12 protein-coding genes are annotated in these 14,752 nt (G+C 64.5%); 6 read left to right on the forward strand and 6 right to left on the reverse strand.

Annotated features, from left to right (window positions below; genetic code table 11):
- The first annotated feature begins 4 nt into the window (after positions 1-4).
- From thiH to DSOUD_RS14715, 3 genes are all read left to right on the forward strand, one after another.
- Positions 5-1,132, forward strand: coding sequence for a 2-iminoacetate synthase ThiH (gene thiH, locus DSOUD_RS14705; RefSeq protein ID WP_053551719.1), 1,128 nt, complete (start codon positions 5-7; stop codon positions 1,130-1,132).
- Positions 1,133-1,134: 2 nt separating this feature from the next.
- Entirely contained in the window at positions 1,135-1,776 is a 642-nt protein-coding gene (thiE, locus tag DSOUD_RS14710; RefSeq protein WP_053551720.1) for a thiamine phosphate synthase, read from the forward strand.
- Between the two features lie 97 nt (positions 1,777-1,873).
- On the forward strand, positions 1,874-3,649 hold the full coding sequence (locus tag DSOUD_RS14715; protein ID WP_053551721.1) for an SLC13 family permease: 1,776 nt from the start codon (positions 1,874-1,876) through the stop codon (positions 3,647-3,649).
- 61 nt (positions 3,650-3,710) lie between these two features.
- Here the strand turns inward: DSOUD_RS14715 and DSOUD_RS14720 are convergent, their stop codons facing one another.
- A complete protein-coding gene (locus DSOUD_RS14720; protein ID WP_053551722.1) occupies positions 3,711-4,601 on the reverse strand; it encodes a radical SAM protein in 891 nt (296 codons plus the stop codon).
- Positions 4,602-4,626: 25 nt separating this feature from the next.
- On the reverse strand, positions 4,627-5,799 hold the full coding sequence (locus DSOUD_RS14725) for a rhomboid family intramembrane serine protease (RefSeq protein ID WP_053551723.1): 1,173 nt from the start codon (positions 5,797-5,799) through the stop codon (positions 4,627-4,629).
- 139 nt (positions 5,800-5,938) lie between these two features.
- Between DSOUD_RS14725 and DSOUD_RS14730 the strand changes: the two genes are divergently transcribed.
- The 3 genes from DSOUD_RS14730 (at position 5,939) to DSOUD_RS14740 (ending at position 8,182) form a co-directional block, all read left to right on the forward strand.
- Positions 5,939-6,544, forward strand: a complete 606-nt coding sequence (locus tag DSOUD_RS14730; RefSeq protein WP_053551724.1) for a trimeric intracellular cation channel family protein — start codon at positions 5,939-5,941, stop codon at positions 6,542-6,544.
- A 100-nt stretch (positions 6,545-6,644) separates the two neighbouring features.
- A complete protein-coding gene (locus DSOUD_RS14735) occupies positions 6,645-7,301 on the forward strand; it encodes a fumarylacetoacetate hydrolase family protein (RefSeq protein WP_053551725.1) in 657 nt (218 codons plus the stop codon).
- A gap of 8 nt (positions 7,302-7,309) precedes the next feature.
- The gene (locus tag DSOUD_RS14740) at positions 7,310-8,182 is read left to right on the forward strand and encodes a Rossmann-like and DUF2520 domain-containing protein (RefSeq protein WP_198300324.1); all 873 of its coding nucleotides are present in this window, start codon (positions 7,310-7,312) and stop codon (positions 8,180-8,182) included.
- Between the two features lie 22 nt (positions 8,183-8,204).
- Here the strand turns inward: DSOUD_RS14740 and nfi are convergent, their stop codons facing one another.
- The 4 genes from nfi to glyS form a co-directional block, all read right to left on the reverse strand.
- Positions 8,205-8,888, reverse strand: a complete 684-nt coding sequence (gene nfi, locus DSOUD_RS14745) for a deoxyribonuclease V (RefSeq protein ID WP_053551727.1) — start codon at positions 8,886-8,888, stop codon at positions 8,205-8,207.
- Between the two features lie 282 nt (positions 8,889-9,170).
- Positions 9,171-9,623, reverse strand: a complete 453-nt coding sequence (locus tag DSOUD_RS14750; RefSeq protein ID WP_053551728.1) for a hypothetical protein — start codon at positions 9,621-9,623, stop codon at positions 9,171-9,173.
- Between the two features lie 283 nt (positions 9,624-9,906).
- Positions 9,907-12,567: a pyruvate, phosphate dikinase gene (ppdK, locus tag DSOUD_RS14755; RefSeq protein WP_053551729.1), complete on the reverse strand. Its 2,661-nt coding sequence runs from the start codon at positions 12,565-12,567 to the stop codon at positions 9,907-9,909.
- Between the two features lie 76 nt (positions 12,568-12,643).
- The gene (gene glyS, locus DSOUD_RS14760) at positions 12,644-14,710 is read right to left on the reverse strand and encodes a glycine--tRNA ligase subunit beta (RefSeq protein ID WP_053552405.1); all 2,067 of its coding nucleotides are present in this window, start codon (positions 14,708-14,710) and stop codon (positions 12,644-12,646) included.
- Between the last annotated feature and the right edge of the window lie 42 nt (positions 14,711-14,752).

Consider the following 14,752-nt stretch of genomic DNA (forward strand, 5'->3'; position numbering starts at 1 on the left):
TGCCGTGTCCTTCGTCGACGAAATCAATAAATATGATCCGGAACAGGTCCGCGCCGGGATCGCCGCCAAGACGGTCAGCGACGTCGAGCGCGCCCTCTCCTCCGAGCGGCTGCGCCCTGACGATTTCATGGCGCTGATTTCCCCCGCCGCCGAAGGTTTTCTCGAGGCCATGGCGCAGAAGGCGCACCGCCTGACCCGGCAACGCTTCGGCAACACCATTCTCCTCTACGCCCCCCTCTACATCTCCAATGAATGCAGCAACGGCTGCCTCTACTGCGGCTTCAACGCCCACAACAGGGTCCCCCGTCGCACCCTGACCCTCGACGAAGTCGAGCGGGACGCCCGCATCCTCCACAACCTCGGGTTCCGCCACATCCTCCTGGTGACCGGAGAAGCCCCGGCCAAGGTCGGCAACGATCTCCTGGCCGCCGCGGCGCGGCGCATCCGCCCCCTGTTCAGCTCCATCTCCATCGAGGTCTACCCCATGGAGGAGGCGGGGTACGCCCAGATGGTCGAGGCCGGAGTCGACGGCCTCACCGTCTATCAGGAGACCTACGACCGCGCTCTCTACAGCCAGCTGCACCCCTTCGGCAAGAAGCGCGACTACGATTTCCGCCTCCTCACGCCGGAGAGGGCCGGGGCCGCCGGTCTGCGCCGCATCGGCATCGGTTTTCTCCAGGGGCTCGGCGACTTCCGCAGCGATGCCTTCTTCACCGGGCTGCACGCCCTCTACCTCTCCCGGAACTTCTGGCGCACCCAGATCTCCGTCTCCTTTCCGCGGATGCGCCCGGCCGAAGGGGGTTTCTCCCCCCCCAGTCCGGTCTCCGACCGCAGCCTGGTGCAACTGATCTGCGCCATGCGCCTGCTGATGCCCGATGCCGGCCTCGTCCTTTCCACCCGCGAGAGCGCCGCGCTGCGCGACAATCTCCTCCCCCTGGGGATCACCCAGATGAGCGCCGGATCCTGCACCGCCCCCGGCGGCTACGCCGACGGCGACCGCAGCACCGAGCAGTTCGCCATCGACGACGACCGCACCCCCGCCGAAGTCTGCGCGCTCTTGCGCAGCCGGGGATACGACCCGGTGTGGAAAGACTGGGACAGCGCCTTTCTCGACAGAAGCGCCGGCTGCTGATCATGGATGCCCCGCCCCGGATCGACTTTCCCCTCTATCTGATCACCGACCGGCTGCTGCTCCCGGCGGGGCGCACCCTGATCGAGGCCGTAACTTCCGCTCTCGAAGGGGGGGTGAGGGCGGTCCAGCTGCGGGAGAAGGACCTCGACGATGCCGCGCTCTACCCCCTGGCCAGGGAGCTGCGCGCCCTCACCCGGGCGTTCGGCGCCAGGCTGCTCATCAACGACCGTATCGACCTGGCCCTGGCCATCGGGGCCGACGGCGTCCACCTCGGCGGCAACTCCCTGCCGACGGCCGAAGCCCGGCGCTTTCTCGGCCCCGCCCCATTGATCGGCGTTTCCACCCACCGTCTGGAGGAGATCGCCGGGGCCGCTTCCCAGGGGGCCGATTTCGTCACCTTCGGTCCGGTCTATTTCACCGCCTCCAAGGCGCCCTACGGCGAGCCGGTCGGCCTCGAGGCCCTGCGCTGCGCCTGCATCGCCCCTCCCCTGCCGGTCTTTGCCCTCGGCGGCATCCAACTCCACAGAATCAGCGAAGTCCTCGACAGCGGCGTCCGGGGGATCGCCCTGATCTCTGCCATCCTCTCCCGCCCTGACCCGGCCGGCGCCGCCCGCGAAATCCTCGCCCGCCTGAAGAAGATTTGACCCGCCCGCCTTGTGGACTCCCTGCCGTCCATTAAACTGTAGCTATGCGGGCCGCGAGGGACCGAGATCCTTTTCACCACCTGTATCCGGGATACCCATGGAAATAGTCCTCGTCCTCATCATTCTGGCGATTGCTGTCACCCTTTTTGCCACCGAATGGATCCGCATGGATCTGGTCAGCCTGATGGTCCTTCTGGCCCTCGGGCTCACCGGCCTGGTGTCCGTCGAGGAAGCCTTTTCCGGGTTCAGCAATCCGGCGGTGATCACCGTCGCCGCCATGTTCGTCATCAGCGCCAGCATCGCCAGCACCGGCGCCACCGGCAAGCTTGGCGAAAAACTCCTGCAGGTGGCCGGATCAAGCGAAACCCGCCTCATCATCGTCATCATGCTGACGGTGGCCACCTTTTCGGCCTTCATCAACAATATCGGCTCCACCGCCGTGCTCATGCCGCTTGTCATCACCATCGCCCGCAAAACGAACATCCCCCCCTCCAAACTCCTCATGCCCCTGGCCTTCGGCTCCCTGATGGGGGGGGTCTGCACCCTGATCGGCACGCCGCCGAACATCCTGATGAACGCCCTGATGGAGCAATACACCGGGGAGAGTTTCTCCATGTTCGACTTCACCCCGGTCGGTGTGGCCATCGTGGCCACCGGCACGCTCTATATGGCCTTTATCGGCCGCCATCTCCTCCCCAAACGCAAGGCGGGCACCCTGACGGAGGCCTACCAGGTCAAGGAATACATCACCGAAGTGGAGATCAAGGCCGACTCCCCCCTGGCCGGCAAAACAATTACCGAAAGCGGCCTCGATTCGGAATTCAATCTCAAGGTCAGGGGGATTCTGCGGGAGAAAAAAAAGATCCCCAATCCCCGTCGCAACCACAAGCTGCGGATCGGAGACATCCTCTTTATCGAAGGGAATCCCGAGGGGATCCTCAGGGTCCGGAAGCAGAAGGGGCTGGAGGTCGTCCCGGAACGGGACAACCCGGTTCTCCTCGACTCGAAACAGAGCAAGGAGATGGTGGTGGTCGAGGCGAGCCTCACCCCGACCAGCGAGTTGGTGGGAAAAACCCTGCGCGAGGTCCGCTTCGCCGACACCCACGGGCTGACCGTTCTCGCCATCTGGCGCCGCGGGGCGCCGGTCGTCAAGAGAGTCGACCATGTCGAGCTGCGCTTCGGCGATGTCCTGTTGCTGCAAGGGGCAGAAGAAAAAGTCCTGCATCTCGGCAAGGAACACGATTTCCTCCTGCTCGGCGGCGTACCGAATGTCTCCTACTATCCCCGCAAGGCGCCCATCGCCCTCCTGATCCTCGGCGGAGTCGTTCTCCTGGCGGCCCTGGGGATCCTGCCGATCATGCTCTCCGCCACCCTCGGGGCGGTCGGCATGGTTCTCCTGCGCTGCCTCACCCCCCGGGAGGCTTACGAAAGCATCGACTGGTCCATCATCATGCTCATCGCCGGCACCCTCCCCCTGGGCATGGCCATGGAAAACAGCGGCGCGGCGCGCTTCCTGGCCGACGGCCTCATCGGCGTCGTCGGTCCCTACGGCCCCTGGATCGTTCTCGGCGCCCTGTTTCTCCTCACCTCCGTCCTGACGGAAGTCATGAGCCATGCCGCGGCAGCAGTTCTCATCGCCCCCATCGCCTACAACACCGCCCTCGAACTGGCGGTGAGCCCCAAACCGTTCTTCATGGCCGTGGCCATCGCCGCCTCCTCCTGCTTCATGACGCCGATCAGCCACCAGTCCAACGCCCTGGTCATGGGCCCCGGAGGGTACCATTTCCTCGACTACACCAAGGCCGGAGCCGCACTCAATTTCAGCATCTGGATTCTCTCCACCGCCCTGATCCCCCTCGTCTTTCCTTTCTGAGAGCCTCCCTGCCCCCTCCCCTGCGGCTCCTTCCCGGGCAGCGCAGGTTCCGAGGAGGGGATCAGTAGAGCTCTTCCTCGTAGTCCGGCACAGCATGGAACCATTGCGGCAGCCGCCGGGCAGCCGCCAGCGCCTCCTCGGCCTGGGAGATGATCCGCTCCCGATCCTTGGGGTAGCTTCCGGAGAGTTCAAGGGCGTTGGAGACGTGATTGGAGCGCAGGATCGTCTTCCGGGGGTGCAGGCGCTGCACGATGGCCAGCGCTTCGGCGATGACCTCGCCGTTGCTCAGGGGCTCGATGGTCTTAAAATAGGCATCATTGTGCCGGCGGAACATCGTCAGCAAAGAGAAATATTCGGGAGAGAGGGCGTTGATCCAGGCAGCGGTGGCGGCGGCATGCTCGGCGCTGCGCCGGCGTCCGGCCAGGCCGAGAATGGCCGTCACCGAAAGTTTGAGCCCCGCCGTCTGGGCCTTGCGGGCCAGCGCCAGCATCTCGGCGGGGTCAAACCCCTTGCGCACCAGGGCCAGGGTCTCGGCATCCCCGCTCTCCAGCCCGAAGTAGAGGATGCGCACCTTTTTTTGCCGCAGCACCTCCAGCTCCTCGACGCTCTTGGTGGTCAGGCTGTTGGGAGAGGCGTAGAGCCCGACCCGATTCAGGTGCGGAAAGGCTGCGGCAAGGGCCTCAAGAATCGTCACCAGCCCGGCCTGGGGATAGACCAGGGCATCGCCGTCGGCGAGGAAGACCCGCTGGATGTGGGGGCGATGGTGAAGGGGAACAAGGTTGATCTCGGCGAGAAGTTCGGCGACCGGGCGGATGCGGAACCGCTTCATCTTGTACATGCCGCAAAAGGCGCAACTGTTCTGCGAACAGCCGATGGTGGCCTGAAAAATCAGCGACCGACCCTCCGAGGGGGGACGAAAGAGCGGTTCCTGGTAGTCGAAATAGCCGTACATGGAATAGGTTCCTTTCGCTCTGGATTCAGCGCCGGTGGCCGCGGCTCTCCATCGCTCGCAGATGGCGGCGGGCCTCGCCGGCCACCTCGGGGCTGTCGGTCACATCGACGGCACCGAGAAAATATTGGTAGGCGCCGGTCTGACCCTGAGGCATGTGCAGCAGAGCTTTTCCGGCCCCGAGGTAGGCGCGGTCGAGAAGGGGGGCGGCGGGTCGCTCGGCAATAAAGCGGCGGTAAACGGCCAGAGCCCGGTCAGGTTCGCCGGTGCGCAAAAGAAAGTCGCCGATGGCCAGGACGTCGGCACCGTCCACCTCCCGCCGCTCCTCGGGGCTCTCGAGAGCGAGAAAGTCCGCCGTCCCCCTGGGGAGGTCGCCGCTGCGGACCCGCCGGGCTATCGATGCCGACGGGGGACCGTCCGCAGTCGGAGTTTTCCCTCCCCCGGCCGGGTTGCCCCCCTTCGTCCGCTTCGCTCCCCGGTCGACCCACCAGGCCAGCGCCAGGCCGGCGAAAAAACCGCCGATATGGGCCCCATGGGCGACTCCGCTCCCCGTCGTGCCGTTGACCAGAAAGGGAATAAGATTGTCCAGAACCAGGTAAATGCCGAGGACCCAGCGGGCCGGCACCAGAAAGATGTTCATGATGAAGGGGAAGAGGAAGATGAAAACCTTGACCTGGTTGCGCGGGAACCAGAGGAAATACAGCCCGAGAATCCCCGAGATCGCCCCCGAGGCGCCCACCAGGGGGATCGGGGAGTCCCAGGCGAAGAGGGCAAAGAAGAGAGTGGCCGCCACCCCGGCGCCGAGATAAGCCAGCAGGTAGCCGAAACGGCCGATCCGGTATTCGACATTGTCGCCGAATATCCAGAGAAAGAGCATGTTTCCCGCCAGGTGCAGCCAGCTGCCGTGGAGAAACATGGCGGTGAAGAGGGTCAGCACCGAGGGCTCGGCGGGACGGAAACCGTAACGGAATACAAAGAGATCGTAGGCGGAGACCTGGTCGAGGATCGACTGCAGGGGGATCGCCCCCCGGGCCCCCAGGGCTCGCAGGTAGTCGACCAGGAGGGGATCGGTGAGATCGGGGCGGGCGACGGTCAGAGGGAGGGTGACGAGGAGGAAAACGGCGACGTTGGCGCCGATGAGCAGGTAGTTGAGATAGGGGGTTCCCCGGGGATTGGGTATATCGCCGACCGGAAGAAACATGGGGGGGTCCTTTTTCGGCAGAGTCTGGAGCGGAAGGGGCCCTAGCCCAGGCATTCTAACACAGGGCGCTTCGCCTCGACACCCCTATTGCTTTTTCCTCGCGAACCGGCTATTCTCCGCCCCCGGAGGACACACTGTTGTGAATCTGCTCTATACCCTCGACCTCATCGGTACCGCCGCCTTCGCCGCCTCGGGGGCCTGGGCCGGTATCCGCCGCAAGATGGACCTCTTTGGCGTTCTCGTGCTGGCGGTGGTCACGGCCACCGGCGGCGGCACCCTGCGCGACATACTCCTCGGCGACTCCCCCCCTTTCTGCTTCAAGGACGAAACCTACCTCTATATTTCCATCGCCGTCGGCCTGGGAATCTTCTTCTTCCATCGCCGGCTCGTCTTCCTCCAGCACCCCCTTCTCTACTTCGACGCCATCGGACTCGGCACCTTCGTGGTCATCGGCACCGGCAAGGCCCTCGATTACCACATGGGCTTTATCGGCGCGGTGATGATGGGGGTGATCACCGCCACGGCCGGAGGGGCGGTGCGCGATGTCCTCTCCAACCAGATCCCCCTGATCCTGCGCAAGGAGGTCTACGCCTCGGCCTGTCTGGCCGGCGGCGCGCTCCTCTTCCTCCTTCACCAGACCTCCGTCGATCCGCGAGCGGCTGCCCTCGTCGCCGCCCTGACCGTAATCGGCCTGCGCCTGCTGGCCATCCGCCACAACTGGGCCCTCCCCCGGGCCCGGAGCTAAAAAAACACCCCGGTCACTCCGCCGCCCCCCTTGACCTTTTCACCGCAGGAATTAGGATTACCCACTAACCCCCCTTTTCCACCCCGGGAGGAATTCCTCAATGCATACCGTCAGACTCTTCGGCACATCCCGAACCTACGCCGTGGGCAAGATCGTCTGCCTGGCCCGGAATTATTCCGAACATATCAGGGAACTCGGGAATGAAGTCCCCGACAGCGCCGTCCTCTTCATCAAGCCGTCCAGCAGCATCATCGGCGACGGCGAACAGGTCGTCATCCCCCCCTATTCCCACGACTGCCACCACGAAGTCGAGCTGGCGCTCCTGATCGGCAAGTACGGCAAAAACATCCGCCAAGACGAGGCGATGAGCCATGTCGCCGGCTACGGCGTCGCCATCGACATGACCCTGCGCGACGTGCAGAACGCCTTGAAGCAGAAGGGACTCCCCTGGGACATCGCCAAGGGCTTCGACACCGCCTGCCCCCTCTCCGACTTCGTGCCGGCCTCGCAGATCGCCGATCCCCATGCCCTGCGCATCACCCTCGCCGTCGATGGCCGGATGCGCCAGGACTCCTCCACCGCCTTGATGATGCGCCGGATTCCGACCATCATCCACGAGGTTTCCTCGGTCTTCACCCTCGAGGAGGGAGACATCATCCTCACCGGGACCCCGGCCGGGGTCGGTCCCGTCACCTCCGGCGCCCGACTCTACGCCGAAATCGAAGGGGTCGGGCACCTCGAGGTCTCCGTCCAGTGAAGGGTCGGGTGGTCCTCATCGGACCGGGGAGACTGGGACAGGCCATCGCCCGCCTCCTCTGCGATGCCGGATACGATCTCCGGGCCCTCATCAGCCGCGACCCGGTACGGGCGGTGGCCGCGGCCCGCTTTGCCGGATGCCGCAATGCGGCGTCGGCCGACCTCTCCCGGGTCGCAGAAGGGGAGCTGATCCTCCTGGCCCTTCCCGACGATCAACTCGGCGCCATGGCCGCCACCCTGCGCCGCGACGGTCATCTCCGGCCGGGCGCCACCCTGATTCATTTCAGCGGCCTCCATCCGGCGGCGATCCTTCTCGGCAAAGAGGGTCCGCCCCTGCGGGCCCTCTCCCTCCATCCCCTGCAGACCTTTGCCGATTCGGTCATGGGGGTGCGCAATCTCCCCGGGACCACCTTCGCCGTGGAAGGAACTCCGGACGTCATCCCCCTCGGCGAGGCGCTGGTCGCCGATCTCGGCGGACGCTCTCTGGTCCTTTCTGCCGAGCAGAAACCCCTCTACCACGCCGCCGCCTGCGTCGCCTCCAATTACATGGTGACCCTGGTCGACACCGCCTGCCAGATTTTTTCCGCCTGCGGATTTGGCCAGGAGGAGGCCTTTCACTACCTGACGCCGCTCTTGCGGGGGACGGGACGCAATCTGGCGGCTCTCGGCCCGAAGTTGGCGCTGACCGGTCCCATCGCCCGGGGAGACGTGCGCACCGTCGGCAAGCATCTCAGGGCCATCGCCCACCTCCCCGGGGGAGTTGACCAGATCTATCGCATCCTGGGGATAAAAACGGTGGAATTGGCACTGAAGAAGGGGACCCTCGACGCCGAAGCGGCCGAGGAGATCCTGCGATTGCTGGAAAGCGACGGAGAATCTTGAAGGGATGGGGGCTGCGTCCCCGTTAATTCCGGGCCTGGAGTCGCAGACGGTTGCTCAGCAGATGGGCCAGGCGAGTCGGTTCGGGAAGGCGATAGCTGCCGAGACAGCTCTGCACCAGCCTCAGGGCGGAAGGGAGATCGGTGCGGTGCCCCGGGGAGATGTAGAGGGGGCGTACGCCGCGGCGGGAGGTGAGGACCGCCCCGACCGCCTCGCCGTCGAGGAGGAGGGGAACCCAGTCCCCCTTGTGAGGGGCGGGAGGCAAATGGCTGCCGCAGAGCCGGCTTTTGGCGCAACCGACCGTCGGCAGGCCGGTCCAGAGACCGAGGTGACAGGCGATCCCGAAGCGACGGGGATGGGCGATCCCCTGACCGTCGACCAGGACGGCATCGGGGACGGTCCGCAACGCGGAGAAGGCATCGAGGACAACGGGGAGTTCCCGGAAAGAGAGAAGGCCCGGGACGTAGGGGAAGGACATCCTTCCCGTAGCCGAGGCCTCCTCGATCAATTTGAAATCCGGAAGTTCCAGAACCACCACGGCGGCAAAAAAAGAGTCGCCGTTCCGTTCGTAGGACACGTCGACCCCTGCCACCGTGCGTACGGGGCGGGGGAGACCGTCGGCCAGCACCACCTTTTCGGCCAGCTCCCGCTGCAGGGCGACGGCCTCGCGACCGGTCAGTCTCCAGCCGTGCAGGCAGGGCAGATCCATATCCCTCCCTCGCTCCGGGCTACTCGAGCCCCGGAATCCCCTGTTCATTCCCTTTCTTGCCAGCCGACTGCCTCTGCAATTGAGGGTCCGTCGACCTGCGGCCTGCGGACCCCGCCTTGATCCGACAACGCCTCCGCTTCTCCTGTTGCTGCCGCCTCCGTTTGAGTTCCCGCCGCCGCTCGCTGATCGCCATCGTCCTTCTCCTCAGGGGAATCTTTTAGAAACGTCCCGAACAACAGGGCTATTCTAGCGAAAAATTCCCTTCTGACAACGGGGAGAAGATCAGATACGGCAGCGCAGGAGCTTTTTGCCGTCCTCGAACAGGACTTCCATCTTGTTCGGCTTGCTGACGACCTTGACCAGACCGACGCCGAAGCTCGGATGGACCAGGAGGTCGTTGACTTTGAAGCTCCGCTCCATGTCATAGGGGATCGCCCGGGAGAGATCGGCATGGGTGCTCAGGGCCGCCCATTCCTGCAGATCGGCGGAAACGGCAGCGGCCAGCGTCTTGCGGGTCGCTCGAACGGCCGTGGAAGTCGGCGCGGCCGAGGGGCGCGGTTTCTTGTCCGAGGGTCCCTTGGGCGTGTGATAATTGTGAATGCCGTTGCAGGTGTTGCACTGGACACGCACGATCTTGTCGGCGACCATGGCGACAATGGTATGGTTGGTGATCACCCGGCAGCGGGTGCAACGGGCGTCGATGAAATCTCCTGCGGACGGCGGCTTTCTGCTCATACTTATCCTTATTTCGAGACGAAAAAGCCACAAGGGAAATCCTTCCCCTGTGGCGATCGAGGATGTTTCGACAACGCTTGATTTATACCATCCCCCCCCGTTCCCTGTCAAGGTTACCCCCGCAGGAAGAGGTCATCAGGCGACAAGGATTTACACGTCTTCCGGCCAAAAAGGGAGGGAGACGGCGATCTTCCCCTTGCTCATCCCCGGCAGAAATTAAAAAAACGGGTCCCCGGACAGAACAATCCGGGGACCCGCGGTGAACCGGCAATCTTTTCGCAGGCTATTTTTCGAGAAGCACCGCATGGGCGGCGGCCAGGCGCGCAATCGGCACCCGGAAGGGGGAGCAGGAAACGTAGTCGAGGCCGATTTTGTGGCAGAAGATCACGCTCGAAGGCTCTCCGCCGTGCTCGCCGCAGATGCCGAGCTTGATATTGGGGCGGGTCTGGCGACCCTTGACGCACCCGATCTCCACCAGCTGTCCGACGCCGCTCTGGTCGAGGGCGACGAAGGGATCGGTGGGGAAGATTTCCCGCTCGACATAGAGGGGGAGGAACTTGCCGGCATCATCCCGGGAAAGACCGTAAGTGGTCTGGGTCAGGTCGTTGGTGCCGAAGGAGAAAAATTCGGCCTCGACGGCGATGGCATCGGCGGTCAGGGCGGCCCGGGGGAGTTCGATCATGGTGCCGATCAGGTAGCTCACCTTGACCCCGGAACGGGCGATCACCTCGTCGGCCACCCGCACGGCGTTGGCGCGGAGGATAGCCAGCTCCCTGACCTCGCTGACCAGCGGGATCATGATTTCCGGAACAATTTCGAAGCCGTCGTCCTTGATCAGCTGGCAGGCGGCCTCCATGATCGCCTGCACCTGCATGTCGTAGATCTCGGGGAAGGTGATCCCCAGGCGACAGCCGCGGTGGCCGAGCATCGGGTTGAATTCGTGGAGGGACTCGACCTTGTGCCTGAGATCCTGGGCGGTGACCTTCATCACCGAGGCCAGCTCGTCGATGTCCTTGTCGTTCTGGGGGAGGAACTCGTGGAGCGGCGGATCGAGGAGGCGGATGGTGACCGGCAACCCTTTCATTTCGCGGAAGAGTCCGAGAAAATCCCCCTTCTGCATGGGGAGGATTTTCGACAGGGCCCGCTTGCGTCCCTCCATATCCTCGGAGAGGATCATCTCGCGCACGGCCATGATCCGGTCGGCCTCAAAGAACATGTGCTCGGTGCGGCACAGGCCGATCCCTTCGGCGCCGAATTTGCGGGCCACCGCCGCATCGTGGGGGGTGTCGGCGTTGGCGCGGACCCGGAGGCGGCGCACCTTGTCGACCCAGGACATCAACTCCCCGAATTCGCCGGTCAGTTGGGCCTGGACCGTTGGAATCTGCCCCTTCATCACTTCGCCGGTGGAGCCGTCGAGGGTAATGACGTCCCCCTTGGCGATGACCGAACCGTCACGGGCGACGAACTGCTGGGTCCTGTAGTCGACCTTGATGTCGCCGCAGCCGGCGACGCAGCATTTGCCCATGCCGCGGGCGACGACCGCCGCGTGGGAGGTCATGCCGCCGCGGGCGGTAAGGATCCCCTGGGCGGCGTGCATGCCGTGGATATCCTCGGGGCTCGTCTCGACGCGCACGAGGATCACCTTGAGACCGAGGCGGGCCGCCGCTTCGGCCTCGTCGGCGGAAAAGACCACCTCGCCGCTGGCGGCTCCGGGGGAGGCGGGGAGACCCTTGGCAATCACTGTCTTGGGAGCCGAGGGGTCGAGAGAGGGGTGCAGGAGCTGGTCGAGCTGCTCCGGGGCGACCCGCAGGATCGCATCACGCTCACTGATCAGACCCTCCTTGACCATATCGACGGCGATCTTCACCGCAGCATTGGCGGTGCGCTTGCCGTTGCGGGTCTGCAGCATGAAGAGTTTCCCTTTTTCGATGGTGAACTCGATATCCTGCATGTCCCGGTAATGCTTCTCGAGGATCTGCTGGGCCTTCATCAGCTGGCCGTAGCACTCGGGCATCACCTCCTCCATGGACGGGAGGGAGCCGTCGCCGCCGGCCTTGTTGATCGGCTGCGGAGTGCGGGTTCCGGCGACCACATCCTCCCCCTGGGCGTTGACGAGGAATTCGCCGAAGAAGAGGTGCTCGCCGGTGGACGGGTTACGGGTAAAGGCGACGCCGGTCGCGCAGTCGTCCCCCATGTTGCCGAAGACCATCGACTGGATATTGACCGCGGTCCCCCACTCGGAGGGGATATTGTTGAGCTTGCGGTAGGTGTTGGCGCGGGGATTCATCCAGGAACCGAAAACCGCGCCGATCGCCCCCCAGAGCTGTTCCTGGGGATCGCCGGGAAATTCCCGTCCCAGGGTCTCCTTGACCTTGTTCTTGAAGAGACCGACCATCTCCTTGAGATCGGCGGCGGTGAGGTCGGTGTCCTGATGAACGCCTCGCTTCTCCTTGGCCTGCTCGAGGATATGCTCGAGAATATCGCCGTCCATGCCGAGGACGACGTTGGAGTACATCTGGATGAAGCGCCGGTAGGAGTCGTAGGCGAAGCGTTCGTCGCCGCTGAGCTCGATCACCCCCTGCACGGTCTGGTCATTGAGTCCGAGGTTGAGGACGGTGTCCATCATCCCGGGCATCGAGGCGCGCGCCCCGGAACGCACCGAAACCAGCAGCGGCTTCTTCGCATCCCCCAGGCGCTTGCCCATCAAGGTCTCGATTCTCCGGAGGTGTTCCGCCACCTCCTCCTTGAGTGAGGCGGGGTACTGACGGTCATTCTTGTAGAATTCGGTGCAGACTTCGGTGGTGATCGTGAACCCGGGAGGGACCGGCAGGCCAATGGCGGTCATCTCCGCCAGATTGGCACCCTTCCCTCCGAGCAGGTTTTTCATGTCCCCTTTGCCTTCGGCGTTCCCATCGCCGAAAAAGTACACATACTTGACAGCCATCGAACTCTCCTCCTCCAAAAGTGATGAACCTGGGGGTGCAGCCCCCGTATATGAAAGCCGTTTTTTGCGGAAAAGACTAATCGGCAATCCGCGAGAAATCGGCAATCCCCTCAAACAGACGGGCCACGGCGGTCAGCAGGGCGAGGCGATTGCTGCGCACCCCCTCGTCCTTGGCCATGACCATGACTCCCTCGAAAAAGTCGTCCACCGGGGTGCGCAGGGTAGCGATGGTGCGCAGCGCCGCACCGTAATCCCCCGATTGGACGAGGGCAGCGACCTCCCCCTGCACCTTCTGCAGCGCCCCGAAGAGAGCCCCCTCGCAGGGGGCCTCGAAACGGGCGGGGTCGACGGTTGCCTCGACTCCGCCCTTGATGATATTGACCACCCTCTTGAAGGCGACGGCCAGGGGTTCGAAATCCGTCCGCCCCTTGAGTTCGGCAAGAGCCTTGACCCGCTCCAGCGCGTCGCCGGCGTCCTCGAAGGAAGCGGCGAGGACCGCGTCGACCACGTCCTGGGGGTATTTCTGGCCGGTGAGCATGTTGACCAGGCGCAAGCGGATGAATTCGACGACCTCGGCCGCGACCTCGGCCGCGGGGCGATTGAGCTTCTCCCCGAGGAGGGTCACCGCTTCCCCGACCAGGCCGGGGATGGAGAGGGGATAGCCGCGATCGAGAATGATGTTGAGAATGCCGATGGCGCTGCGGCGCAGGGCATAGGGGTCGGCGGTGCCGGTGGGGATGAGGCCGACGCCGAAACAGCCGCAGATGGTGTCGATCTTGTCGGCGATGGAAACGAAGGCGCCGACGTTATCCGAGGGGAGTTCGCCGCCGGCCTGCACCGGGAGATAATGCTCATGAATGCCCCGGGCCACCCGGGGATCTTCCCCCTCGAGCCGGGCATATTCCCGCCCCATGACCCCCTGGAGTTCGGGAAACTCGCAGACCATCCCGGTCACCAGGTCGCATTTGGCAAGCAGGGCGGTCCGGTCGGTGAGAGCGGCGACGGAGGGATCGAGGCGTTCGGCGAGTCCCCCGGCCAGGGCGCGAAAGCGCATCACCTTCTCGTAGCTGGTGCCGAGTTTGGCCTGGTAGACCACGTTTTTAAGGGCCTCGAGACGGGTCTCGAGCTTGACCTTGCGGTCCTCGTTCCAGAAGAACATGGCGTCGGAGAGCCGTGCCCGCAACACCCGCTCGTTGCCGCGGGCCACCACCGAGAGGTCCTCGGCGCGGGTATTGGAGACGGTGACAAAGCGCGGCAGGAGGGATCCGTCCTTGCCCACCAGGGTGAAGTAGCGCTGGTGCTCGCGCATGCTGGTGATGAGGAGCTCGCGGGGGAGTTCGAGGTATTTTTCCTCGAAGGAGCCGCAGAGGGGGGTGGGGTCTTCGATCAGACAGGCGACCTCGTCGAGGAGTTCCTCGTCGGGGTTGATCTCGCCGCCGGCTGCGTGGGCCACCCGCTCGATCTCCCGGGCGATGATCTCCCGGCGCTGCTGCAGGTCGGGCATGACGAAGTGGCGCTCCGCCTCGGCCAGATAGCTGTCGACCCCCTTGACGGCGAAGGCGCCGGGGGCCATGAAGCGGTGGCCGCAGGAGAGGTTGCCGCTTTGCAGGTTGCCGAAGGAGAAGGGGACGACAATCCCGTCGTAAACGGCGACGATCCAGTGCATCGGCCGGGCGAAGCGGATGTCGAGATCCATCCAGCGCATGGACTTTTTGAAGGGGATGCTGCTGATCACCTGCGGGAGCATCTCCGGCAGAAGGTCGGCCGTCGGCCGCCCCTCGTCGACCCTGGAGAGGTAGAGATAGGTCCCCTTGTCGGTTTCGACGGTGGAAAGCGCCGAGACGTCGACGCCGTTGGAGCGGGCGAACCCCTGGGCGGCCTTGGTCGGGTTGCCGTCGGCATCATAGGCCACCTTCACCGACGGGCCGGCGACGGTCAGCTCCTGGCGCTGCTGGACCAGAGCGACGTCGGCCACGGAGATCGCCAGACGGCGGGGGGTGGCAAAGGTGCGGATGGTGCCGAAGGGTATGCGCGCCGTCTCGAGCTCCCTGCGCAGCAGCCTCTCGAGATCCTTCATGGCCGGGCGGATGAAGCCGGCGGGGATTTCCTCGGTACCGATTTCCAAAAAGAGTTCAGCGGACATGAAAATATCTCCAAAAATATCCAAGGGGTGCGGTCCTGCCGC

Source organism: Desulfuromonas soudanensis, assembly GCF_001278055.1.
Classification (GTDB): domain Bacteria; phylum Desulfobacterota; class Desulfuromonadia; order Desulfuromonadales; family WTL; genus Deferrimonas; species Deferrimonas soudanensis.

Bases quoted from the DNA above. Each gene is read 5' to 3' on its own strand.
- thiE (WP_053551720.1), top strand. From the start codon at position 1,135: ATGGATGCCCCGCCCCGGATCGACTTTCCCCTCTATCTGATCACCGAC.
- DSOUD_RS14715 (WP_053551721.1), top strand. From the start codon at position 1,874: ATGGAAATAGTCCTCGTCCTCATCATTCTGGCGATTGCTGTCACCCTT.
- DSOUD_RS14720 (WP_053551722.1), bottom strand. From the start codon at position 4,601: ATGTACGGCTATTTCGACTACCAGGAACCGCTCTTTCGTCCCCCCTCG.
- DSOUD_RS14725 (WP_053551723.1), bottom strand. From the start codon at position 5,799: ATGTTTCTTCCGGTCGGCGATATACCCAATCCCCGGGGAACCCCCTAT.
- DSOUD_RS14735 (WP_053551725.1), top strand. From the start codon at position 6,645: ATGCATACCGTCAGACTCTTCGGCACATCCCGAACCTACGCCGTGGGC.
- nfi (WP_053551727.1), bottom strand. From the start codon at position 8,888: ATGGATCTGCCCTGCCTGCACGGCTGGAGACTGACCGGTCGCGAGGCC.
- DSOUD_RS14750 (WP_053551728.1), bottom strand. From the start codon at position 9,623: ATGAGCAGAAAGCCGCCGTCCGCAGGAGATTTCATCGACGCCCGTTGC.
- ppdK (WP_053551729.1), bottom strand. From the start codon at position 12,567: ATGGCTGTCAAGTATGTGTACTTTTTCGGCGATGGGAACGCCGAAGGC.
- glyS (WP_053552405.1), bottom strand. From the start codon at position 14,710: ATGTCCGCTGAACTCTTTTTGGAAATCGGTACCGAGGAAATCCCCGCC.